The following is a 22498-nucleotide window of genomic DNA, read 5'->3' as shown; positions in this document are numbered from 1 at the left end:
TTTAAATTATATCGTTTTTAACAAAATTATACAGCTCTTGTCATTTCATATTGCTCAATGAAGACTTTTAAACCTGATTTTTGCAAAAACTTATTAGCTGCAACAGAGTTCTCATCTACATTAATAACAGAAATGCTGGCACCTGCTTCTTCTTTTAATGCAGCAAGCAATTGTGTACCAATTCCTTTCCGTCTGTGCTCAGGAGCTACTGCAAGCTGATATATCTTTTTAGCCTCCGGATTAAAGACAAGGTAACCCACCAATTGTCCTCCAATAAAGGCTCCCAGTATTTTACAATGTTCCTTTATTTCTTCCAGTACATTTACAGAGTTCTGCCATGTAGGCTGAATATCCCAAAAGGTCTTCATTTTCTGCCAGCCAAAATCTACAACCTCACGAATTTCTGCTTCCTGCTGTACCGCCTCAGAAGTAATCTCTCCACGGTAACATTTAAGTTTTCGATTAATGGTATAGCCAAATTTCTGATAAGACTTGATCGCAGGAGTATTATCGGTAATAACCTCCAATACTAATTTTTGCGCCCCTTTTTCTTTCAATACAGGAAGAATAAGATCATACATTTCTCTTACCCATCCGGATTTTCTTCTTTCCGGAATAACACCTGTACCACCGTTATAAATGACTAGCTTTCCATCTATCATTTGTTTACCATGCAGAATAAAAGCAACAGGTTTTTCTCCATCTTTCACCATTACCGACATACTTTTATCGGTTTTGTCAGATCGCATTTTAAACTCCAGCTGTTCTTCAGTAAGTTTCATTGGCACTATATAATCGGCAAATGAATCATTGAATACCTGAAGGATCTGCGATGTATCTATTGTCTCTATAGTCTGAATTTTCATTTTTTACTTTTTATTAGTGATTAGAAGCTTTACTAAAAATTGTAGTTCCGATACTGGCCATTATTACACAGGCTATAGAAACCCATTGTAAAAAGTTTAAACTTTCTGATAGAAATACCAGTCCTGAAAGTGCTGCAAATGCAGGTTCCAGGCTCATTAAAATACTAAAGGTTTTTGCCGGCAGTTTTTTCAGAGCTACCATCTCCAGAGAAAAAGGTAATGCACTGGACAAAATAGCAACACCTAAACCCTTCAGAAAGATAATAGGAGTAATATTGAAAACCGCTCCATCCCATACTGTAAAAGGAATAATAACCAGACTGGCAAATAACATTCCCGTAGTAACGGCATCTTTTCCATCCATAATTTTAGCCACTTTTCCCCCCATCACAATATACAATGCCCAGAATACTCCAGCCAGAAAAGCTAATCCTAATCCTAGTAAATCAACATGGTCATTCTTCCATGGAACAATCAATAATATTCCGGCACAGGCTAATAGCGCCCAGACAACATCTAGTAATTTCCGCGATAATGCCAATGCCAAAAATAAAGGTCCTGCAAATTCTACTGTAACAGCTAAGCCCAATGGTATCCGCTGTATAGCCATATAGAAAATAAGATTCATTACAGCCAGACCTGTTCCGTAGAATCCACAATAAATCCACATTTGCTTTGTAAACTGTGAGAATTTCGGTCGGTTAACCAGCGTTAAAATAATAGCAGAAAGTACTATTCTTAAAGTAACTGTTCCTATAGCTCCGATAGCCGGGAAAAGCTGTTTTGCAATGGAAGCCCCACCCTGTACACATATAATAGCTAATAATGTGGCGGATATGGCAATATTTGTATTTGTTTTTTTCATTTTTATAGTTTAATAATTCACAAAAATATAACCCTGAGAAAAAATTTCAAGGTCTCAAAAAAGTGTACTAACACTTTATTTTTTCATTCATTAAAAAACTACTACTGAATTCATTGTGTAAAGGTTTATCATCAAATTTACTGTTTTTTATTTATAACAAGCTTATATTGTATCAATTAATTAAGGTTTTCAGGGCTGTATTTTCTTCTTTTGCCATATCTGGTCTTTTCTTTCATAAAGTGTTCTGTCATGAAATCTTGACTCGCTGAACACTAAAAATTCTATACGGAAAGGAACAATTGCATAACCTCCCCAATTATCCGGTCTCCGGATTTTCGATATTTCCGTATTGTTTGCTACAGTATCAAATTTCAGAATAAGCTCATTTAAATCGTGCAATTCTTTTCCCTGATCACTGACTACAGAAACGATCTGGCTTTCCCGATTCCTCTCGCTGAAGTAGCTGTCCAAAACCGATCCTGAGATTAACCTTGCTTCACCCTGAATTCGTACCTGTTGCTGTGTTTCAGGCCACCAGAATGTTAAAGCTACTTTATTATTATAGTTAATTTCCTCTCCTTTTCGGGAAGTCAGTGTGCCAGTGATTACAAATTCTTCATTCCTAATTTCTTTTAAAGACACAAAACGCGCATTAGGAAACCCATCCAGCCCTTCCGTAGAAAGGCAGCATGCGTAAGGCAGTTTTTGTTTATGCACCTGCATTTCTCTTTCCAGCCCATTATTAAACAAGCTAATTATCTCATCAAATCCTATTTCAACTACCATTTTGACTATTTTTTTTAATTTTTATTCTTCGGTACCAAGAGTCATTTCCAATATCGGATAAGCTTTTCCGAAATCATCTGTTGCCCGTCTGCCCGTTTGTACAAATCCGGTTTTCAGATAAAAGTGTACAGCTTGTTGATTCTGCTCGTTGACATCCACCTTTGATATCTGAAATTCGGATTGTGCATATTGAAACAGTTTGCTACCAATCCCTTTTCTCCGGTAGGCAGGATCGATGAACAACATATCCAGCGTATTTCCTGAAACTCCCATAAAACCGGCTACCTGTCCTTCAATTTCATAAATAAAAAGTTTTACCTGAGGTAATGCCTCAGGTATAATACTCTTATAAAATGTTATATCTTCAGGATCCAGAAAGTGATGGGTAGCCCTTACCGAAGCTTCCCACACCCTTATCACATCTGCATAATCTTCCGAATTAGCCTCTCTTATTAATTCACTCATATCTTAAAGTTTACATGATTAAACAATATCAATACAACAACCTGAATTAAAACACTCTATATCAAAAAAATCAATACTCCCGGGAGTTTATAATCCAGGAATTGTCATGTAATATTTCGGTTGAATATAATTGATTTAATAGCATTACCAGTACTTTTAATCAACCCGTTTAGGTTGTCATATCCCGGTTCATTGCTGAAAGTAATCAAAGATACGAAATCCTGTGAATTTACAGTCAGGAAACTCCTGTTTTCTAAGGCTTTGACCGTTATTTTCAATTTATTAAAACCCTAATTAATAAAGCTGAAAAATATAAGCCAATACCATATATAAGATGTGTACATAGGCTCCTGATTCTTGCAATGCGCGGATTAGGTGTTTTGGATGCAGCAATTCCAAAACCAAAAGCAGGCTGCATCATAAAGAAAGGAGCCACTGTGGTTCCTACCCCAATAAAAATAGCAGGAAAAAGTGTAGGATTTTCTAACCAATCAACACCCCATATCAGTAATAATAAAATTGCAAAGGTTATCCCGATTCCGTAATGAGCCATCCATCCTAGTAGTCTTTCATTCGTAACCGGCTCTGTCTGAAGAATATTCTTATGAAAGAAAATTCCTTTTCGGAAGTTGCCAATCCACCGACCCAGCAAGCGATAGTCCAGGGAAGGGATATTAAAAAATCTCTTTAAAATGACTGCATAAGCATCCATAAATAGTGTAGCCCCTACCCCCATTAAAATACCGTAAAATATCAATTGCATAGCTTTTATTTTAATGATAAACTTTAGACTGTCTGCTAGCGTAATGCCTTTAACTGCTCTTCCAGTTGCTTTTCTGAAAGCACTCCGGAGCTACGCCATACCTCCTGATTATTTTTTAGTACCACAAACGTTGGTACTGCACGGACTCTGTACTGTATTGCCATATTCTGTTCTTCATCCACATCCACCTGATGTACATTTAGCCAGTCTTCTAATTTATTTTTCAGTGTATTTACAACCGGCATCATCATTTTGCATGGGTAACACCATTCTGCATAGAATTGCAATAAAGTCAGTGAATCAATCTCCTGAATTTTGTTGTCTGTATTGTTCATTGTTTTAAAATTTAGTTATACAAATTTAGGCTGAGCTTCGGGCATCATCATGACACAAATCGTAGGAGAAGTGGTACAAATCACAGATTATACAAACTAAACACAAAAGCACCAATTATTGTATTATCAACAGGCTTTTAAGGCTCGGGAAAATCAAAGATTTTCAGAAAATCTACTTGTCCTAATGCTAAATGTAGTATGAGCTGAGGGCAAATCAGAAACGGATTTATAAAAATATATCGTATATTTGATATTCACTTTGATCAGCTATTCGCTTTTCTATTTCCGGAATTATCAGATAGTCCTCTTATTCAGGTCCGGATAAACTCCCCGACACAATAATTACAACTAAAAAACAATTTAAATTCATCAGTAATGAATAATTTTTATGTCATTACCGGTGGCCCAGGCTCCGGTAAAACTTCTCTTATCAATGAGTTAAATAACAGTGGATATCTTACCGTTCCGGAAGAGGGCCGCAGAATAATAAAAGAACAGACCGAATCTGCCGATGAGGGTCTTCCCTGGAAGAATAAACCTGTCTTTGCTGCATTAATGCTAAAATCTTCACTAGAAGCTTACCATAAAATTCTTCAGGAATCAGCAGGTTCTTTAGTATTTTTCGACAGAGGAATACCGGATACTATTGGCTATATGGAATTGGAAAACATTCCGATCTCTCCGGAAACTGAGCTAATTATACGTGCAAATCCTTATCATGTAAATGTTTTCTTACTTCCGCCATGGAAGGCTATTTATAAAACAGATACCGAACGCAAACAAAGCTGGCAGGAAGCTGTAAACACTTTCGAAATAATGAAAAATATCTATCTCCGATATGGATACAACATCATCAGTGTTCCCTTTGATACTGTAATAAACAGAAAAAAATTTATCCTTAGTAACCTTTAGGCTATATCCAGTTGCTCCAACTCTTTTATAATAGCTTCAGAAACATGCTCTACCTGCACTTCAATAATCCGGGTAAGTTCTTTAAGATCATTAAAATCCGGAGTATCTGTCAATACAGCCTCCAAGACAGCATATCTCGGCATTTTCTTTTTATCTTTATTCCACCTGCTGTTTTTCAGGAGTTCCCAATAAGCTTTCTGTACTCCCGCATTTTGTCCCATCATCCATAATTCGAACCTCATCTTTTCGTGATTAAGTACTATACCGAAGCGTAATTTTTGTTCTCTCAGGAATTCATTATGAAACGGAAAATAAGTAAAGTCCATGTAGCCAAACGAAATATTTCCGAAACTAAATCTGCCTGCATATACTCCGGATAAACTGGCTTTCAGACTCATCATATACTTCATCAGGCCATGATAGCCTTTCTGAATATCTTTTTTTACGAGATGCTCTTTATATACCTGTACGTAGTCGTTTAATGTTTTCATTTCTTCCATTTTTCAGATGATACTGTCTTCGGCAATAAGATCCCATTTCCCGTATAATGTAAGCCCTGCAGCAGCAGCTAATGCTATGGAAGCATAATTATCAGTCTGACAACGATACTGAGGCTCGTACCCCTGCTCCAGTATATATTTACAAATAGCCTGTACCAGATTTTTGGCATGCCCCCTTCCTCTGTAATCAGGCAGTGTCAACACTCCCAGATCTGCAATTTTCACATCTTTTCCCCATGGATACATACTGCCGACACACACCAGCTTTCCGTCTTCAAAGGCTCCGTATACAACCCAGTGATCTAACTCTACATAAGCATCATCCAGATCCTGTTCTGAAGCTGAAGAAACGAAATGTTCAAAAACCTCAGCATCTGAAGATTCCAGCTTACGAATTGTTTCATTAGTTTCTGTTTCTAATAATTCCTTTTTATTCTCTTCCTGATAATAGTAGATATAATCGGCTCCGTGCAGGGATATTCCGGCTTCTTTCAACAGCTGAAGAAAAATAGATTCCGACAAATAATCTTTTACTGTCAAACCTATACGTTTCATGATAGTTGGTGTAACAACTGCATTCACCCTCTTATCTTCTGTATTTTCAAACAGCATAATCTGACCCTTCTCTTCCAGATCTTTATTAATCATAAGCGCAAAACTCTCGTCTTTGTACCAAAAATCTCCGTTCATTTCTTTTTCCCAGAAAGCAATAACCTGCTTCGAAAAATTGTTCATTTTTTATTTTTTTAATATTTAGTGTTGATGTCTTTTCCTGTACTGTAATGGAGTAAGTCCTGTTTGTTTCTTAAAAAATCGCCCGAAATAAGAATCATCCGCAAACTGAAGTTCCGTTGCAATCATAGATACGGTATCACTGGTTTGCACCAGACGCGATTTAGCCTCCTGAATAAGCTGTTTCTGTATAAAGTGACTTGCGGGAAAACCTGTAATTTCCTTTACCACATCATTAAGATAGTTGGGATGGACATGCAATAACTCTGCATATTCATTCACCTGCTTTTTATCCAGAAAATACTGATTGACAAACAGCTGAAACTGAGCCACCAGTTGTTCTTGTCTGGAAAGACTAAATGTTTCTTCAGCAGATGTTTTACGGTGTATTCTTTCTGCTTCCAATAAAATAACATTCAGAAACATCCTGACCAGAAGGTCATCGTTGAATGTAGATTTCTGGCACTTCTCACTATTCAATTTCCAGAAAAGATGCTGCATCATCAGGCTTTCCCTCTCAGAAAGCATGATAAATGGTTTTTGATCTGTCTGAAAAAAGGGAAACTGATTCAGCTTAATCTGGTGCTTAATGCATAACAGAAAATAATCTACATCAAACATACACAGTATACCTTTTACATTTTCATCCCATTTTTCTGTAGAATAAAGCTGATTTTCAGAAATAAAGTACATAGATCCTGGTCCAAAATGGTATTTTTTATGCCCTATTGTCTCTTCTGTCTCTCCTTCTGTAAGTAATATAATGCTATAGAACTTTCTTCTTGTCCGGTCTCCGAAAGTTTTCTTCTGTATCTTCTTTAGTTCTTCCAGCGCTATAACTTCCAAAAAGCCATTCCCGTACATATATTCTATTGTACTACATTCTTCACAAAAAGAATGATGCGCATCATTCAGATAAAATTCTTTGAATTCCTGTGGATTACTAATTTCTTTGATATCGGAGGATTTGGACATTTTTATATTTTTATGATATGATTTTTACAAATTTTTGGTAGAAATCTTTTGGTTCCAGATTATGATAAATACTAAGGAAATCTGTTTCCATATCTATACTTTCTATGCCAGCCTCAATGGGCATATATAAAAGGCAGAAATCTACTTCTACAACCTCTGCAATCACAGTGGTCATTTCCACTCCGTTTCTTTCGTAAAAGGCAATCCTCTTTTCTCTTATCACCTTGTCTTCTTCATTTATTGCTTTTTCCGGTGCTTCACATTCTATAATGAAACCTTTTGCCTTTATATTTCGGGCTAATTCCTGAAGAAATACAGAGCCGATTCCACCACCTCTTCCAGCTTCCCGGGTTACTGCAAAGTAGTCTAACAACAGTAAATCTTTTTCTTTCCACATAAAAGTAGCATAAGCTTTTACCTGTGAATCTTCTTCCAGTACATAAGCTGTATACTTGTTAGCCGCAAAGGCATTTTCTATAACATATAAAGGTTTTACCTCATCTTCCGGAAAGTCTTCCAGAAGATATTGGTTATATATATCACTAAATTCTATAAAGTTTATTTCTCTAACTTCCTGCATCTTAATTCTATCTTTATTATCTTATTAATCTTCTGGTAATTATTACCATGCTCTTCCTAAATCTTCCTTCCAGTCATAAGGCAGTATTTCACCAAGACTTTTATAGATTCCGTTTTTTACTTCTACAATAGCTTCAAGGTTTTGTTTAGAGAGCTGACTCATCAGTTCTCTACAGCGCCCACATGGAGGCACTGCATTTCCCTCGTTATCCACAGCTACTACAGCCTGAATAATATGCTCACCATGTTTAAGCATTTCTGCGACAGCACTATGTTCTGCACAAAACCCCATGGAACATGCTGTATCTATGCTAACACCAGTATAAACATTTCCGGCACCTGTTTCTATAGCTGCTGCAACACCGCCGTATTCTATAAAATCATTCAGAACTTTAGATTTAGCGTACTGATATGCTATTTGTTTTAAATCCATGATGTTATTCTTTTATTTTTACTTAAGTATGTGATAAATTTCTCATATATTAAAAACCCATCAAGGTTTAATTTCCACTATTATTTTCTTTATACCAGCGAATTGCTTTTTGTTCTTCATCTTGTATAAAGTCATTTTTAGCGTCATTATATTCATTACCATCCTTCCACTCATTTTTTCCAAGCTCTTCTTTTAGCTTCTGGTATTCAGTTAGTACGGAAGGATGTGTCCGCAAGTAATCCCGAAATGCAATATGACGCAGCCAGTGTTCCGAGCCTACAGATATTACATGTATATGGGCTAATCTTAAATGATGATCGTGCAGCTTCTCCGGAATTTCATCTCCTTTATTAATCTGTTCAGGAAAAGACCACTCGGAAGGTTTAGCTTTTAGCTTTACAAAAAATCTTCGGTAAGGCATATCTTCATTGTATTTTTCATAATACACATACTGATTCCCGGCTAATAAAAGCGGAATTTTATCTAAATCATCTTCAGAATTAACGCCTATCATAATATCGATAACAGGCTTTGCAGAAAGTCCTTCTACGGAGGTACTTCCTATATGCTGAATATCTGTATATAGCTGAGCTGTTAATTCTTCCAGCTCCTGTTTCAGTTCTTCAAACTGTTTTTTCCAGTCAGGATTATATTTTTCTATGGTGAGCTGCATAATTGGAAAGTATTTATGAATATAATGTTCTTTTTCTGCTGAAAACTGCATTTTCTAATTTCTGAAGTTTTTCCTTTTTGATATCTTCGGAATCAGGCTTATTACATAGCAGAATTACGGATATTCCACTATTCAAATGTAATGAATTATCGGTACAGAAGCAGCAAACGGTCTGTATACAGGCGCAAGCTCAAAAACTGAGGCCTCGCTCCATTCTCTTTTTTCCGGATGATAAGTATTTCCATCAAATTTTATTTTTTTATAATTTTCAAGTATATCAAATACGTTCTTCATTATTTTTAGTTCGAAATTTTGCGCATCAGCATTTCCAATGGCCCTTGTTTAAATTTCTTATTCCAAAAAATACTGAAGTAAATACTGATGATAAAGTAACCTATAGAGAATAACAGAATATATAAAGGTTTTAAAGGAAGCTGTCCGCCTAATTCTCCCGAATAGTAGTCACCTCGCAAAAGAGCCAGTATAAGAAGACCAATTGTAAGATGAGATACATAATGCGTGAATGTCATCTGTCCTGTTTTAGCCAGATCTATAGCCCATTGTTTATCAGAAATATACTGACTCACATACATAAAAGCAGCAATAAGCATCATTCCAAAACTTATGGTATTGATTACAAAAGGTAAAAATGGCGGGATATAATCAGCATGAATAAACTCTATAACCTCGGGACTAATATTTAGATAAGCACTTATAAAACGGATAATCTCAACAAAAATGAAGAGTATAAGCCCTGTTACAAACATTTTTCGTTGGGTTCGTTTCTGTGTCCAGTCCTGCCTCCCTAAATATAAACCTACAGCAAAGTATGCAAACCATGGAAATATAGGATTCCATCCATTGTAGAACGTATTCCGAAGAAAACCTTTTACAGTCCAGAAGTCAAGATATTGTAAACTTCCAAAATCCCATCCTGTTTCGTAAGGAATAAACAATAATAAAAAATGAAAGACTGCTACAGCAATAGCAGCAGCTATTAGGTAGTACTTTTTATCTATGAATACCAGTAAAGCACCTATACTCATATACCCACCATATAAATGCAGAATATCCGCCGGCCACCACAGATAAAAAAGTACTCCAAAAACAAACAGGAAAGCAGCACGCTTCAGAATTGTTGCTCTTAATCTTTTTTTGTCTTCCGTCGTGTATTCCTGAGTACGATTTGTCATCAATGCTACTCCCATACCCGCCAGCATAACAAAAACCGTACTGGAATGTCCGCTAAACAGGGTCAGAAACCTGCCCATGAAACTATTATCATCTTTTCCGAAGACAATATTAAAGTTCACAATAAACATCCCAAAAATAGCATAAGCTCTGGCCAGATCGAATCCGATAATCCTTTTCTTCATGTTGCATATATTCCGCAGCAAAAGTCACGATTACTGCCCAACCAGCCTTTGACAAATGTCAAAAAATCCAGAAATTTTAAGATTTAATTTATAACCGCAAAAGCAATTTTTTTTTAACCACATAGATACATAGCTTTATAAGCCCCTGTAAAGGTATCTTCGATACTAACATAGATTACATAGCTGATATGTGAAAATTTATTTTCCTATTATCTAATCTCTTTTATAATATTAATCCTATGTTTCTATGTGGTTTTATATACAGGATTCATAACCGCATAAGCAATTTCTTTAACCACATAGATACATAGCTTTATAAGCCCCTGTAAAAGTATCTTCGATACTTATATAGCATACATAGCTTATGTGCGAAAATTTATTTTCCTATATCTAATCTCTCTTATAGTATTAATCCTATGTTTCTATGTGGTTTTATAAGGTATCCATCTGATTTTATATTTTCGCTCTGATCCGGCTAAGGGTTTCCAGAGAAATCCCCAGATAAGATGAGATATGGGTAAGCTTGATATGATGGATGTATTCCGGATATTTTTTCAAAAGGTTGAGATAACGATCTGTAGCACTGCGCGCATGAAAATCGAAAATACGATCTTCCAGCCAGATAACATATAATTCCGTGATCAGAATTACATATTCCATCAATTGTGGATACCGTCCTCTGATTTGATAAAAAGCATTATAATCTACCGCTTCAACCGTAACATCTGTCAGGCATTCTATAACTTCTTTGCTGGGCTTCTGATTCACCAGGCTTTCAAATGATACAGCAATATCTTCTTCAAAAAAGAATTCTGTTGTTACTTCTTTATTGTCCAGAATAAAAAACTTTCGGGCAATTCCGTTTACCATAAAATAACTTTTCCGGCAAACTTCATCCTCCTGCAGCAAAAGCTCTCCTTTCTTCAGGTGTTTAATAGTCGTTAACTGATCCATTACATTTATCGTTTCTTCATCAAAACTTTCAACGAGTACCCTGATCTTTTCGATATGTTCAGTCATTTATGGCTGTGGTTTATTTTGATTAGATTTCTCTGCCAGAATAGCATCCAGATATTTTTTTAATACCAAAGGATGACAGTGTTTTTCATCTTTTGCGGCATATACTAATGTAATTACTTCTTCGTTTTCTAATCTGTGCAGAAATTCGATTCCTGGATTCTTATCCAGTAATTCGGTTTTATATTTTGCAGAAAAATCCTTCCAGAGCGCAGGATCATGATGAAACCATTTCCTGAGATCTGTAGATGGAGCCAAATCCTTATCCCATTCAGCAATATCAGCTTTCTGTTTAGAGATTCCGCGTGGCCATAATCTATCCACCAGAACTCTGTAACCATCTTCCGGAGAAGGCTTCTCATAAACTCTTTTAAGGTGTATTGTCTGCATGACTGTAAAAGCAATGACTAAATTTATGAAAAATTATACAATATTTATTTTCTAATGGTTTTCTAATTACATTCTAAGATCTTTCTAACGGCCTTTCCAAAGTACTCAGCCTACCTTTGCAGCAAAGAAAAACAGATATGGATACCGATCCGCATTATTACAACAACTAAGCATTCTGCCGCTTCACTTTTCTGTAAGCCGGCCGGATGCTAAAACAGAAAGGTTATGAATACATTAGAATTTACACTTCGTCTTTTTATTGCATTTGCTTTGGGAGCTAGTATTGGCTTTGAAAGACAGTGGCGCCAGAAAAGTGCAGGGCTCCGCACCAACACATTAGTATGTCTTGGATCAGCAGCATTTGTACTGCTTTCTATAAGAATAGGTGGTGATGCTACCGGCAGAATAGCATCTTATATCGTTAGCGGCATTGGTTTTTTAGGTGGCGGAGTCATTATGAAAGACGGGCTTACTGTAAGAGGCCTTAATACTGCTGCCACCATTTGGTGCTCGGCTTCGGTTGGAGCTTTATGTGCAATGGGACTTCCGTTTGAGGCTGCTATTACCAGTGGTTTTATTATCCTCACTCATTTAATCCTGCGTCCGCTAGGAATAACACTTAGTAAAAATATCAATAGCAGAAGTCATTATACGGAATACCTGCTGAGCATTAAATGCAAAACAGAGGTTGAAAACCATGTACGGGTACTTCTTATGCAATCCTTAGGCGGCAATGATAAGGTTCTGCTGAAATCCCTTACCAGCGATGACAATGGAACACCCGAAAATGCTATTATCACAGCAGAAGTTCATGCTTCTGTACCACAAGACAGCTTTATGGAAAAAACAGCCAGCAGACTTACCATAGAAGATAAAGTAATTAAAGTAAGCTGGGAAATTGTAGGTACCGAAAACGATTTATAACATCAAAAAACAGCATTGAAACAATGTTAAAAAGATCCACAAACAAAAATCTTAATTCAGCAGCACTTGTAAAGCTTAAAGAAGCAGCTGTACTGAATGAAAAGATGGTGTATGCTATGCTGGAAACTTCAGAAGAAGGGCTTAGCGACAATACGGTAAAAGACCGTGTAAAAATTTATGGTAAAAACGAAATTGCAACACAGAAAGCTCCTTCATGGTTAAAGCAATTTGCCCATTCCTTTTTCAATCCATTCAATTATATATTGGCATGTATTGCTATTATTTCGTTATTTATAGATGCGATCCTGGTGCCTTCGGAAGAGAAAGACTTCAGTACCTGTATTATTATTGCCATTATGCTGCTGTTCAGTACTGTCCTTAGATTTATTCAGGAATTCCGGAGTAATAAAGCTGCAGAAGCCTTAAAGAAAATGGTAAAAACAAGCTGTCTTACCAAACGAAAATTTAAAGATAGCGAGGAGATAGAGATTGCCGATATTGTTCCGGGGGACATTGTTTTGCTCTCTGCTGGTGATATGGTTCCTGCAGACTGCAGAATACTAAAAAGTAAAGACCTTTTTATCAGTGAATCTATCCTTACTGGTGAAGCTCTTCCTGTAGAGAAAAATGCTTTTGCCATCAAGAATGCCAAAGAGCAAAACCCGCTGAGCCTTCAGAATATATGCTTTATGGGAACTAATGTAGTAAGCGGCTCCGCCACTGTGGTTGTAGCGAATACTGGTATCTTCACTTATTTCGGGAGTATCAGTCGAAATCTTGTTTCCAAGCGGCCTGAAACATCTTTCGATATCGGTGTTAACAAAGTAAGCTTTCTGCTTATCCGGTTTATGTTGATTATGACTCCGGTTATCTTCTTAATCAATGGATTTGTAAAAGATGACTGGATGCAGGCATTGTTATTTGCCATTGCGGTTGCTGTTGGGCTTACTCCGGAAATGCTGCCAATGATTGTTACTGCTAATCTTGCAAAAGGTGCTGTAAACATGAGCAAAAAAAAAGTTATTGTAAAAAGACTGAATGCCATTCAGAATATAGGCGCAATGGATATTCTATGTACGGATAAAACCGGAACACTTACATTGGATAAAATCGTATTGGAAACCCACCTCAACGTTCGGGGAATGGATGACGATGAAGTACTAAAATGGGCTTACCTCAACAGCTTCCATCAGACAGGCCTAAAAAACCTTTTGGATCAGGCTGTTCTGGATCATGCCGAAGTACACAATCTAATGAAAGCCGATGAGCTATATATGAAAGTGGATGAAATTCCTTTTGATTTTGAAAGAAGAAGAATGTCCGTTGTTCTGAATACCTCCAAAGGCAAACACTTAATGATTTCCAAGGGAGCTGTAGAAGAAATGCTTTCTCTGTGTAAGTATGCCTTAGATCCCGGAGACGACCACAGCCTGCATATTGAGAATGACAATATTGTTCCGCTGGATGAAGCTATGAAGCAAAAAATTCTCAAAATGTCTGAGAAATTAAATGCTGAAGGTCTTCGTGTACTCCTGGTTGCCATTCGGGAGTTTGAAGGAAATCACCCGCTAAACTATTCCGTTGCTGATGAAAACAATCTTATCCTTACCGGATTTATTGGATTTCTGGACCCTGCAAAACCTTCTGCGGAACCCAGTATTAAAGCACTCCACAAATTGGGTGTAGAGGTAAAAGTAATTACCGGAGACAATGATATTGTGGCAAAAAAAATATGCCACGATGTAGGAATTCCTATCAACAATATAATGCTGGGTGAAGAACTGGATCATATTTCGGATGAAGAACTAAGCAAGAATATGGATCTTTATTCAATTTTTGCAAAAGTAAGCCCCTTACAGAAACAACGTATTGTAAAAGTATTAAAATCAAAAGGCCATACCGTAGGTTTTATGGGAGACGGTATTAATGATGCGGCTGCCATTAAGGAAGCAGATGTAGGAATTTCTGTAGATACCGGTGCCGATATTGCCAAAGAAAGTGCCGATATTATATTACTGGAAAAGGACCTGATGGTATTGCGTAGTGGTGTTATCTATGGCAGAAGAACTTTTGGAAATATCATTAAATATATAAAAATGACGGCCAGTAGTAATTTTGGTAATATGTTTAGTATGATCGGTGCAAGTGCTTTTTTACCATTCTTGCCTATGCTTCCGTTACAAATACTTACCCAAAATCTGCTTTATGATATCTCCCAGTCATCTATCCCATGGGATACTATGGATAAAGATTTTCTGGAAAAGCCTAAAAAATGGGATGCCGGCAGTATTAAGAAATTCATGCTGTATATAGGTCCTTTAAGCTCCATCTTCGATTATATAACCTTTGCGGTAATGTTCTTTATCTTCAAAGCCAATACCCCGGAACACCAAAGTCTTTTTCAGACCGGATGGTTTGTAGAAGGTCTGTTGTCACAGACACTGATTGTACATATTATCAGAACTAAGAAAATACCTTTTATTCAGAGTTGGGCAGCAGCTCCGGTAGTTGCTCTTACCAGCCTGATCATGCTTATCGGGATCTCCATTCCGTTTACTCCGATAGCAGGATACCTGAAAATGCAGCCATTACCACTTTCCTATTTCCCCTATCTTCTGGGAATTCTTACCGGATACTGTATCCTGACTCAGCTGGTAAAACAATGGTTTATTAAAAAGTTCCAACAATGGTTATAGTCACAAATCAAATATTCCATGAATGAAAAAAAGAATTTTCAACCACATAGATACATAACTTTTGAAATCCAGATAGAGGTATCTTCGATACTAACACAGTACACGTAGCGGATGTGTGAAAGTTTACTTTCCTATATCAAACTTCATTTTATATGCTTCACTCTATGTGTCTATGTGGTTTTACAGAATATTAAAATCTGACCATCCTTTTACGATTAATCAACTAAAATTATTTATTTACTTTCCATATTAGAACATTCCCCTGTAGTCTTTACTACAAGGGATTGTTTTTTTGTTCTATCGGAGAATAAACTTCGATATGTAAAACCATTTATTTCAACCCGAAATACAGACTTTTTCTAATAGTTTTCTAATAGTATTCTAAAGATTTTCTAACGGGGTATTCTAAGTGATGAAAATACCTTTGCAACAGCGAAAAAAACACTATCTTGGTTACTCTGAAGATGGTATTTGAGGCTAGATAATTTAAAAATTTAATCTATTGTTACAAATAACTACTAAATATGAGAAGAACAGTACTAACATTGGCACTTTTAGCGTTCATAATCTCTTGCAAAGACTCTAAAAGTGATACTCCTCAGGATCAGGATCTCATCGTTAAAGGCGATAATGTTATCGTTCCAGAAAGCAATCCTGTCTTCAGAAAGATTAAAACCGAAACAGTTTCCGAGCAGGAACATAGTGACGGTGTCGTTTCTGCCGGTACAATTCAGGCTATTCCCAATCATTATGCAGAAATTGCGAGTCCTTTTTCGGGAAGGATAACAAAGTCTTTTGTCCGCCTCGGGCAAAATGTTTCTGCGGGCAGCCCTATCTTCGAAATTCTCTCATCTGATTATTTTTCGGTTCAGAAAGATTATACTGATGCTGTAAATGATGTACAGCTTGCGGAGAAAAACTACCGGAGACAGCAGGACCTTGTAAAACACGGTGTGGGAATCCAAAAGGAACTTGATGAAGCTGAAACAGACTTCAAAAACAAAAAGACCTCTCTCTCCAATGCATCTTCTGCACTAAAGGTATACAACAGCAAAGGTGGAGGTCTGGGCAGTCCCCTTATTGTAAGATCTCCTATCAATGGTGAGATTATTTCTAATCAGATCGTTAATGGTCAGTTTCTGAAGGGAGATGCAGATCCTGTCGTTATTATTGCCGAATTATCCAAAGTATGGATTACCGGAGAAGTAAAAGAAAAGGATATCCGCTTTGTAAACACCGGAGACCATGTTTCTGTAAAAGTAGGTGCCTATCCGGACAGAAACATTACCGGAAAAGTATACCATATTAACGAAATTGTAGACGAGGCTACCCGAAGTGTAAAAGTATTGATTGAATGCGACAATCCAGACAGAAAATTAAAACCAGGAATGTATGCTACAGTTAATTTTTCTACCACACCTGTGAATTCTATAATGATTCCGGTTACAGCATTAATGCAGAAAGACAGTTCCCAGTATGTATGGATAAAAACCGGTAAAAATCAGTTTGCAAAACGTTCAGTTATCGCAGGAGAAACAGATCAGAAAATGGTAAGAATTACTTCCGGTCTAAAGCAGGGTGATGTTATCATGACTGAGGGCGGAATCTATATGCTGGATGCAAAATAATCTATAACATCTTTATCATGAGACTATTTTCAACTTTCACAATTTATTTGTGAATATGTAAATGGTGAATAGTCAAATTCAGATCCTGCAGGATCAGGTTCAAAAATTAAAAACATGAAACAATTACTTACACTCTCTATACAGAAGAGATGGCTGATGCTGGCGCTCTTCCTTTTACTGGGGTTCTTTGGATATTATTCCTGGACCAAACTATCTGTAGAAGCCTATCCCGATATTGCTGATGTTACTTCACAGGTTGTAACACAGGTTCCGGGGCTGGCAGCTGAAGAAGTAGAACAACAAATCACCATCCCTTTAGAAAGATCTCTGAACGGACTTCCGGGAATGCACGTTATGCGTAGTAAGAGTACTTTCGGATTATCCATTATCACAATGGTTTTTGAAGATGGTGTCGACGATTACTGGGCAAGACAACGAATCCAGGAACGACTATCCGAAGTCAACCTCCCTTACGGAGCACAACCCGGATTAGACCCGCTCACCTCTCCTATCGGGGAAGTCTACCGCTATATTATCGAAAGTGATAACCACAGCCTGCGTGAGCTTACCGACTTACAAAACTTTGTTATTATTCCGCGGATTAAACAGGTTTCCGGAATTGCAGACGTAACTAACTTTGGCGGAATTACAACTCAGTTTCAGATAGAGTTGGACCCGCATAAACTGGAACAATACGGATTGTCTCTTTCCGAAGTAACCGAAACGATTTCCAAAAACAACATAAGTGCTGGTGGAAGTATGCTTCCGCGTGGTGACCTTTCCTATGTCATCCGGGGTATTGGTTTGGTAAAAGACCTGAATGACCTTGGAAAAATTGTTGTGAAAACAGAAAATGGTGTTCCCGTTTTCCTGAACGATGTAGGTACATTAAAATATGGTAACCTTGAAAGAAAAGGTATACTTGGCTATAGCGACAAAAAACGCAACTATTCTGAAAGTGTAGAAGGTATTGTACTTTTATTAAGAGGTCAAAATCCATCTCAGGTACTGGAAGGCGTTCATCAGGCTGTTGATGAGTTGAATAACGAAACTCTTCCGCCAGGCGTAAGAATACATCCATTTCTGGACAGAACTGATTTGGTAAAAACCACTCTTAATACTGTATCTCATACTTTAACTGAAGGAATTGTACTGGTTATTATAGTTCTTATTGTATTCCTGGGAAGCTGGAGAGGGGCTTTACTAGTTGCCATAACAATTCCACTCTCATTGCTATTTGCATTTATCTTAATGCATTTTACCAATATTCCGGCTAACCTTCTTTCTCTGGGGGCAATAGATTTCGGTATTATTGTAGATGGAGCCATTGTAATGCTGGAAACTATTCTGAAGAAAAGAGAAGATGATCCCGAAGAAGAACTGGAAGAGAAGAGCATTACCAAAAGAGTGATAGAAGTAGCTAAACCTATTTTCTTTTCCACCATTATTATTATCACCGCTTATTTGCCACTATTCGCATTTGAAAGAGTAGAGAAAAAACTCTTTACACCGATGGCCTTTACAGTTGGTTATGCTTTATTTGGAGCATTGGCTGTTGCACTTCTTCTTATTCCGGGGCTGGCATATGTAATTTACAGAAAGCCTCAAAAGCTTTATCACAACAAGTGGTTGGAGAAAATTAGTACTGCCTATGGAAAGAGAATTGAAAAAATTATGCAGGCTCCTAAAAAGGTTATTTTACCTGTAAGCCTTGTCCTGGCAACAGCAGGAGTATTATCCTACACGGTTGGAAAAGACTTCCTTCCGGAATTGGATGAAGGTTCCATTTGGTTACAAGTACAATTGCCTCCGGGAATATCCTTGGCAAAAGCAAAAGAAATGAGCGATACCCTACGTGCCAGAACACTGAAACATTCTGAAATTACTTATATGATGGTTCAGGCAGGACGTAATGACGATGGTACCGACCCGTGGACAGCCTCTCACTTTGAAGTTTCTGTAGGAATAAAACCTTATAAAGAATGGCCTAAAGGAAAAACCAAAGCCGATCTTATTCAGGAGCTCGCAAAAGATTATAAAGATATGCCAGGTTTTACCGTTGGTTTCTCTCAGCCGATGATTGACGGTGTAATGGATAAAATATCCGGTGCACATAGTGAGCTTGTGGTTAAGGTTTATGGTGATGACTTTAAGGAAACCAGAAGAATTGCTGAAAATGTATTGTCAACTCTGGACAAAACTCCCGGTTCTGCCGATTTAGCAATTGACCAGGAACCGCCATTACCTCAGCTTCAGATTATTGCAGACCGTGACAAAATTGCTCAGTACGGACTAAATGTATCAGATGTTGCAGATCTTATTGAAGTAGCATTGGGCGGAAAAGCCATATCACAAATCTTCATCGGCAACAAAGTATATGATATTTCATGTCGTTATACCGAGGACAGCCGCGATACTCCGGATAAAATAGGCAACCTGATGCTTACTTCGGCTTCAGGAGCTAAAATCCCATTATCTCAGGTTGCTGAAGTAAAACTAAGTACAGGTGAAAGTACCATTACACGTGAAATGAACAAGCGACATCTAACGGTAAAACTGAACCTTAGAGGCCGCGACCTTTCTTCTTTCCTGAAAGAGGCACAGGCTAAAATTGAAAATGATATTAAATACGATCATGAGAAATACCACATTAAATGGGGTGGTCAGTTTGAAAATCAAAACAGAGCCTATTCCAGACTAGCTTTCATCGTTCCGCTGGCATTGGCTATTATGTTCCTGTTATTGTATGGTGCCTTCGGGGATTTCAAACAGGCACTGGTTCTTATGTCTATTGTACCATTAGCGCTATTCGGCGGAATGCTGGCGCTTAATATCCGCGGAATGTCACTCAATGTATCATCTGCTGTAGGCTTCATTGCCTTGTTTGGGGTAGCCATTCAGAACGGAGTTATTATGATCTCACACATCAACGATCTACGAAAGAAAGGGCATGAACTGAAAGAATCTGTGATTAAAGGGGCAAGAGACCGATTCAGACCTGTATTGATGACAGCTACCGTCGCAGTAATAGGATTATTCCCGGCATCTATGGCAACAGGAATAGGCTCAGATGTACAACGTCCTCTGGCTACGGTAATTGTGTATGGACTAATGTTCTCCACGATTCTGACATTGTTTATACTACCGGCAATTTACTACATGGCTGAACGTCGATTTGGAGAAAAACAAAATTTGAAAAAAGAGACAGATGAAATGCCTGAATAAAAACCTGACGAATTTGGTTATGATAGGCTTTAGCATTCTATCTGACCTATACAACCAGCCGAGAAGCGGCGTATTAAAAAAGAGACAGATGAAATTTAATATTCGTTTTATTATAGTTACGGCAACATTACTCAGCACGGCGGGTATTGTAAAAGCACAGGAAAAAGAGCTTTTAAGCTTTAATGAATACCTTAATCTTGTTGGAAAGAAAAATCTGAATTATGCTGCACAGAAATATAATGTAAGCATGGCAGAAGCTTCTATTCAGACAGCCAATATGTTTCCGGATCCACAATTTGATATGGAAGGTTCCAACAACGGCGTTTCCAAAAAAATGGGATATACCTTTGGCGGGTCTTTCGGCTGGACTGTAGAGCTGGGAGGAAAAAGAAAAGCCCGTGTAGACCTTGCCAGAAACCAGTCTGAGCTGAGTAAAATATTATTATCAGATTTTTTCAGAAACCTCCGTGCAGACGCCAGCTTAGGTTATATTGAAGCCCTAAGAACCAAAGCCCTCCTGGATGTACAGCAAGATTCTTATAAAAACATGCTAAAACTGTCAAAATCCGACAGCATCAGATACCGTCTGGGGACAATATCTTTGGTAACCTCCAAACAAAGTAAGCTGGAAGCCGCTTCTCTTCTCAATGATGTCTATCAGGCCGAAAGTGCAGAGCAGCAAGCTATAACAGGACTATCTGTATTTCTGAGCGATAACAATCTGACGGGCAGAGATGTTGACGGTGATTTCAATGCCTTCAACAGAGATTTCGGTGTCGAGGATCTTATCACGCAGGCGCTGAATGACAGAGCCGATTTATTAGCTGCCCGCCAGAATACACAGGTGGCAAAAAGCCAGATCAATCTGGAAAGAGCCAATCGTAAAATAGATTTGGGACTTTCTGCCGGAGTATCTCATAATACAACAGCAACGAATGAAATAGCTCCTTCTCCTGCTGTAAATGCAGTGAAGCTTGGTGTAAGTATTCCGCTAAAGTTCTCTAATAACCGAAATGCAGGACTCAAGATTGCTGAAATGGCACATTCCCAGTCTCAACTGGAATATCAACAGGTAGAACAAAGTATACGTGCTGAAGTAATGCAGGCTTACCAACAGTATATGGCTACACAGAAGCAGGTGAAGCAGTTCCACAACGGGATGCTTACAGAGGCTAAAAGTATTCTGGAAGGTATTATCTACAGCTACAAAAGAGGAGAAAGCTCTATTCTGGAGGTTCTGAATGCACAAAGAACTTACAATGATGTGAGAAAGGATTACTATCAGGCTCTTGCTGATAACGCTGCAGCCTTAATAGAACTTGAACGCAAAACTGGTATCTGGGATATCTCTTTTTAAATCACTTTACTTAATTCTATAGAAATGCTCCTATGAATAAACAACAGGAGCATTTTGTTTGAAACAACCTTGCCAAGGTTAATACAACACTGACTGTTAACCTTGGCAAGGTTTAAAATATTATGTTTGTATTCAAAACCCAATCTTAAAAAAATTCCAGTTCAGAGTGTCTACTATGGTTAGCTGATTGGTTGTTACCGGAAGATCTGTAATAATCTTTAGTGTCTGCATCGCCATCATGGTTCCTACAATTCCGGGCAATGGACCAAGTACTCCGTTTTTATCACAATCGGGTACATCATCCTGATTTGGTGGTTCCGGAAAAATATTCCGTAGATTTTTACTCCCTTTATAATTGAACACTGCTATGTGCCCTTCGAATCCAAAAATACTCCCGTAAACCAAAGTTTTATCGAGTGCTATGCAGGTATCATTGACCAGATATCGGGTGATAAAATTATCGGATCCGTCTACAATCAGATCATAATCCTGAAAGATTGACTGTATATTTTCAGGTCCTATTTTTTCGTTTATAGTAATAAACTTAACCGAAGAATTTAACGCTGAAACAAAAGCTATAGCACTTTCCGTCTTTAATTTTCCAACATTGGATTCGGTATGAATCACCTGTCGGTTCAGATTATGCAGTTCTACCCTGTCGAAATCTGCAATCCCGATAGTACCAACTCCACTCGCCGCTAAATACTGAATAACCGGGCTTCCTAAGCCCCCGGCACCTACTACCAGTACTTTGGCATTTTTTATTTTCCGCTGTCCGTCAACACCGATTTCCTCAATAAAAATCTGACGGCTATAGCGGCTAAATTCTTCATTAGTTATAGAATCTTCTTTCATAGAATAATTGTAATAATTATGAGATACATCAATATCAACAACAAAAGCGAGAAAAAAACAATTGCTTTTTAAGGCTTAATAAACCACATAGAAACATAGAACAAATGAAATAAAATTTTATATAGGAAAATAGGCTTTCACACATC

General features: G+C 37.6%; 23 protein-coding genes. 6 read left to right on the top strand and 17 right to left on the bottom strand.

Translation table 11 applies throughout. From position 1 onward, the window contains the following. Nucleotides 1-26: 26 nt before the first annotated feature. The 6 genes from AYC65_RS03435 to AYC65_RS03410 form a co-directional block, all read right to left on the bottom strand. Entirely contained in the window at nt 27-866 is an 840-nt protein-coding gene (locus tag AYC65_RS03435) for a GNAT family N-acetyltransferase (protein ID WP_034869751.1), read from the bottom strand. Between the two features lie 13 nt (nt 867-879). Continuing rightward, complete coding sequence (locus AYC65_RS03430) at nt 880-1731, bottom strand: EamA family transporter (protein ID WP_034869753.1); 852 nt, start codon at nt 1729-1731, stop codon at nt 880-882. A 189-nt stretch (nt 1732-1920) separates the two neighbouring features. Then, nucleotides 1921-2517 (bottom strand): pyridoxine/pyridoxamine 5'-phosphate oxidase, encoded by a 597-nt coding sequence (locus tag AYC65_RS03425; RefSeq protein ID WP_034869755.1) that lies wholly within the window; start codon nt 2515-2517, stop codon nt 1921-1923. Between the two features lie 21 nt (nt 2518-2538). Continuing rightward, a complete protein-coding gene (locus tag AYC65_RS03420; RefSeq protein ID WP_034869756.1) occupies nt 2539-2982 on the bottom strand; it encodes a GNAT family N-acetyltransferase in 444 nt (147 codons plus the stop codon). A 274-nt stretch (nt 2983-3256) separates the two neighbouring features. Continuing rightward, nucleotides 3257-3745: a DUF2938 domain-containing protein gene (locus AYC65_RS03415; RefSeq protein WP_034869757.1), complete on the bottom strand. Its 489-nt coding sequence runs from the start codon at nt 3743-3745 to the stop codon at nt 3257-3259. A gap of 35 nt (nt 3746-3780) precedes the next feature. After that, nucleotides 3781-4080: a thioredoxin family protein gene (locus AYC65_RS03410; protein WP_034869758.1), complete on the bottom strand. Its 300-nt coding sequence runs from the start codon at nt 4078-4080 to the stop codon at nt 3781-3783. 375 nt (nt 4081-4455) lie between these two features. Between AYC65_RS03410 and AYC65_RS03405 the strand changes: the two genes are divergently transcribed. Further along, nucleotides 4456-4992: an AAA family ATPase gene (locus AYC65_RS03405; protein ID WP_034869759.1), complete on the top strand. Its 537-nt coding sequence runs from the start codon at nt 4456-4458 to the stop codon at nt 4990-4992. On the opposite strand, the gene AYC65_RS03400 is transcribed toward AYC65_RS03405, so the two are convergent. The 10 genes from AYC65_RS03400 to AYC65_RS03360 all read right to left on the bottom strand — a co-directional run bounded on the left by AYC65_RS03400 (nt 4989) and on the right by AYC65_RS03360 (nt 11667). Next, on the bottom strand, nt 4989-5483 hold the full coding sequence (locus AYC65_RS03400) for a DUF7000 family protein (RefSeq protein WP_034869858.1): 495 nt from the start codon (nt 5481-5483) through the stop codon (nt 4989-4991). The genes AYC65_RS03405 and AYC65_RS03400 overlap by 4 nt on opposite strands. A 12-nt stretch (nt 5484-5495) precedes the next feature. Continuing rightward, complete coding sequence (locus AYC65_RS03395; RefSeq protein WP_034869760.1) at nt 5496-6227, bottom strand: GNAT family N-acetyltransferase; 732 nt, start codon at nt 6225-6227, stop codon at nt 5496-5498. A gap of 18 nt (nt 6228-6245) precedes the next feature. Next, a complete protein-coding gene (locus AYC65_RS03390) occupies nt 6246-7199 on the bottom strand; it encodes a helix-turn-helix domain-containing protein (protein WP_034869761.1) in 954 nt (317 codons plus the stop codon). 10 nt (nt 7200-7209) lie between these two features. Then, nucleotides 7210-7779, bottom strand: a complete 570-nt coding sequence (locus AYC65_RS03385) for a GNAT family N-acetyltransferase (protein WP_034869762.1) — start codon at nt 7777-7779, stop codon at nt 7210-7212. Nucleotides 7780-7821: 42 nt separating this feature from the next. Next, nucleotides 7822-8211 (bottom strand): cytidine deaminase family protein, encoded by a 390-nt coding sequence (locus tag AYC65_RS03380; protein WP_034869763.1) that lies wholly within the window; start codon nt 8209-8211, stop codon nt 7822-7824. A gap of 67 nt (nt 8212-8278) precedes the next feature. Next, nucleotides 8279-8884 carry a GrpB family protein gene (locus AYC65_RS03375; protein ID WP_034869860.1) on the bottom strand — a complete coding sequence of 202 codons (606 nt, stop codon included), beginning with the start codon at nt 8882-8884 and terminating at the stop codon, nt 8279-8281. A 132-nt stretch (nt 8885-9016) separates the two neighbouring features. Further along, nucleotides 9017-9178 carry a hypothetical protein gene (locus AYC65_RS20705; protein WP_157877516.1) on the bottom strand — a complete coding sequence of 54 codons (162 nt, stop codon included), beginning with the start codon at nt 9176-9178 and terminating at the stop codon, nt 9017-9019. A 5-nt stretch (nt 9179-9183) separates the two neighbouring features. Next, nucleotides 9184-10260, bottom strand: coding sequence for a DUF418 domain-containing protein (locus AYC65_RS03370; protein ID WP_034869764.1), 1077 nt, complete (start codon nt 10258-10260; stop codon nt 9184-9186). 453 nt (nt 10261-10713) lie between these two features. Next, nucleotides 10714-11280 (bottom strand): Crp/Fnr family transcriptional regulator, encoded by a 567-nt coding sequence (locus tag AYC65_RS03365; protein ID WP_034869766.1) that lies wholly within the window; start codon nt 11278-11280, stop codon nt 10714-10716. Further along, complete coding sequence (locus tag AYC65_RS03360; protein WP_034869768.1) at nt 11281-11667, bottom strand: DUF488 domain-containing protein; 387 nt, start codon at nt 11665-11667, stop codon at nt 11281-11283. Nucleotides 11668-11892: 225 nt separating this feature from the next. Between AYC65_RS03360 and AYC65_RS03355 the strand changes: the two genes are divergently transcribed. The 5 genes from AYC65_RS03355 to AYC65_RS03335 all read left to right on the top strand — a co-directional run bounded on the left by AYC65_RS03355 (nt 11893) and on the right by AYC65_RS03335 (nt 21497). Next, nucleotides 11893-12591 (top strand): MgtC/SapB family protein, encoded by a 699-nt coding sequence (locus AYC65_RS03355; protein WP_034869770.1) that lies wholly within the window; start codon nt 11893-11895, stop codon nt 12589-12591. 23 nt (nt 12592-12614) lie between these two features. Beyond that, nucleotides 12615-15287: a magnesium-translocating P-type ATPase gene (gene mgtA / locus AYC65_RS03350; RefSeq protein ID WP_034869772.1), complete on the top strand. Its 2673-nt coding sequence runs from the start codon at nt 12615-12617 to the stop codon at nt 15285-15287. Nucleotides 15288-15811: 524 nt separating this feature from the next. Further along, nucleotides 15812-16915: an efflux RND transporter periplasmic adaptor subunit gene (locus tag AYC65_RS03345; protein ID WP_034869774.1), complete on the top strand. Its 1104-nt coding sequence runs from the start codon at nt 15812-15814 to the stop codon at nt 16913-16915. 114 nt (nt 16916-17029) lie between these two features. Beyond that, a complete protein-coding gene (locus AYC65_RS03340; protein ID WP_034869776.1) occupies nt 17030-20140 on the top strand; it encodes an efflux RND transporter permease subunit in 3111 nt (1036 codons plus the stop codon). An 88-nt stretch (nt 20141-20228) separates the two neighbouring features. Continuing rightward, nucleotides 20229-21497: a TolC family protein gene (locus AYC65_RS03335; RefSeq protein ID WP_034869862.1), complete on the top strand. Its 1269-nt coding sequence runs from the start codon at nt 20229-20231 to the stop codon at nt 21495-21497. Between the two features lie 132 nt (nt 21498-21629). Here AYC65_RS03335 and AYC65_RS03330 read toward each other — a convergent pair whose 3' ends face one another. Continuing rightward, nucleotides 21630-22352: a HesA/MoeB/ThiF family protein gene (locus AYC65_RS03330; RefSeq protein WP_034869777.1), complete on the bottom strand. Its 723-nt coding sequence runs from the start codon at nt 22350-22352 to the stop codon at nt 21630-21632. Nucleotides 22353-22498 lie beyond the last annotated feature (146 nt).

Source organism: Elizabethkingia bruuniana, from assembly GCF_002024805.1.
GTDB classification, from domain to species: Bacteria; Bacteroidota; Bacteroidia; order Flavobacteriales; family Weeksellaceae; genus Elizabethkingia; species Elizabethkingia bruuniana.
The sequence above is the reverse complement of the archived record's forward strand: the minus strand, read 5'-3'. Positions and strand labels throughout refer to the sequence as shown.

Excerpts from the sequence above, each read along its gene's own strand:
- AYC65_RS03340 (WP_034869776.1), top strand. The coding sequence starts at position 17,030 with ATGAAACAATTACTTACACTCTCTATACAGAAGAGATGGCTGATGCTG.
- AYC65_RS03375 (WP_034869860.1), bottom strand. The coding sequence starts at position 8,884 with ATGCAGCTCACCATAGAAAAATATAATCCTGACTGGAAAAAACAGTTT.
- AYC65_RS03345 (WP_034869774.1), top strand. The coding sequence starts at position 15,812 with ATGAGAAGAACAGTACTAACATTGGCACTTTTAGCGTTCATAATCTCT.
- mgtA (WP_034869772.1), top strand. The coding sequence starts at position 12,615 with ATGTTAAAAAGATCCACAAACAAAAATCTTAATTCAGCAGCACTTGTA.
- AYC65_RS20705 (WP_157877516.1), bottom strand. The coding sequence starts at position 9,178 with ATGAAGAACGTATTTGATATACTTGAAAATTATAAAAAAATAAAATTT.
- AYC65_RS03365 (WP_034869766.1), bottom strand. The coding sequence starts at position 11,280 with ATGACTGAACATATCGAAAAGATCAGGGTACTCGTTGAAAGTTTTGAT.
- AYC65_RS03385 (WP_034869762.1), bottom strand. The coding sequence starts at position 7,779 with ATGCAGGAAGTTAGAGAAATAAACTTTATAGAATTTAGTGATATATAT.
- AYC65_RS03380 (WP_034869763.1), bottom strand. The coding sequence starts at position 8,211 with ATGGATTTAAAACAAATAGCATATCAGTACGCTAAATCTAAAGTTCTG.
- AYC65_RS03335 (WP_034869862.1), top strand. The coding sequence starts at position 20,229 with ATGAAATTTAATATTCGTTTTATTATAGTTACGGCAACATTACTCAGC.
- AYC65_RS03435 (WP_034869751.1), bottom strand. The coding sequence starts at position 866 with ATGAAAATTCAGACTATAGAGACAATAGATACATCGCAGATCCTTCAG.
- AYC65_RS03405 (WP_034869759.1), top strand. The coding sequence starts at position 4,456 with ATGAATAATTTTTATGTCATTACCGGTGGCCCAGGCTCCGGTAAAACT.
- AYC65_RS03400 (WP_034869858.1), bottom strand. The coding sequence starts at position 5,483 with ATGAAAACATTAAACGACTACGTACAGGTATATAAAGAGCATCTCGTA.
- AYC65_RS03395 (WP_034869760.1), bottom strand. The coding sequence starts at position 6,227 with ATGAACAATTTTTCGAAGCAGGTTATTGCTTTCTGGGAAAAAGAAATG.
- AYC65_RS03390 (WP_034869761.1), bottom strand. The coding sequence starts at position 7,199 with ATGTCCAAATCCTCCGATATCAAAGAAATTAGTAATCCACAGGAATTC.
- AYC65_RS03415 (WP_034869757.1), bottom strand. The coding sequence starts at position 3,745 with ATGCAATTGATATTTTACGGTATTTTAATGGGGGTAGGGGCTACACTA.
- AYC65_RS03330 (WP_034869777.1), bottom strand. The coding sequence starts at position 22,352 with ATGAAAGAAGATTCTATAACTAATGAAGAATTTAGCCGCTATAGCCGT.
- AYC65_RS03370 (WP_034869764.1), bottom strand. The coding sequence starts at position 10,260 with ATGAAGAAAAGGATTATCGGATTCGATCTGGCCAGAGCTTATGCTATT.
- AYC65_RS03355 (WP_034869770.1), top strand. The coding sequence starts at position 11,893 with ATGAATACATTAGAATTTACACTTCGTCTTTTTATTGCATTTGCTTTG.
- AYC65_RS03410 (WP_034869758.1), bottom strand. The coding sequence starts at position 4,080 with ATGAACAATACAGACAACAAAATTCAGGAGATTGATTCACTGACTTTA.
- AYC65_RS03420 (WP_034869756.1), bottom strand. The coding sequence starts at position 2,982 with ATGAGTGAATTAATAAGAGAGGCTAATTCGGAAGATTATGCAGATGTG.
- AYC65_RS03430 (WP_034869753.1), bottom strand. The coding sequence starts at position 1,731 with ATGAAAAAAACAAATACAAATATTGCCATATCCGCCACATTATTAGCT.
- AYC65_RS03425 (WP_034869755.1), bottom strand. The coding sequence starts at position 2,517 with ATGGTAGTTGAAATAGGATTTGATGAGATAATTAGCTTGTTTAATAAT.
- AYC65_RS03360 (WP_034869768.1), bottom strand. The coding sequence starts at position 11,667 with ATGCAGACAATACACCTTAAAAGAGTTTATGAGAAGCCTTCTCCGGAA.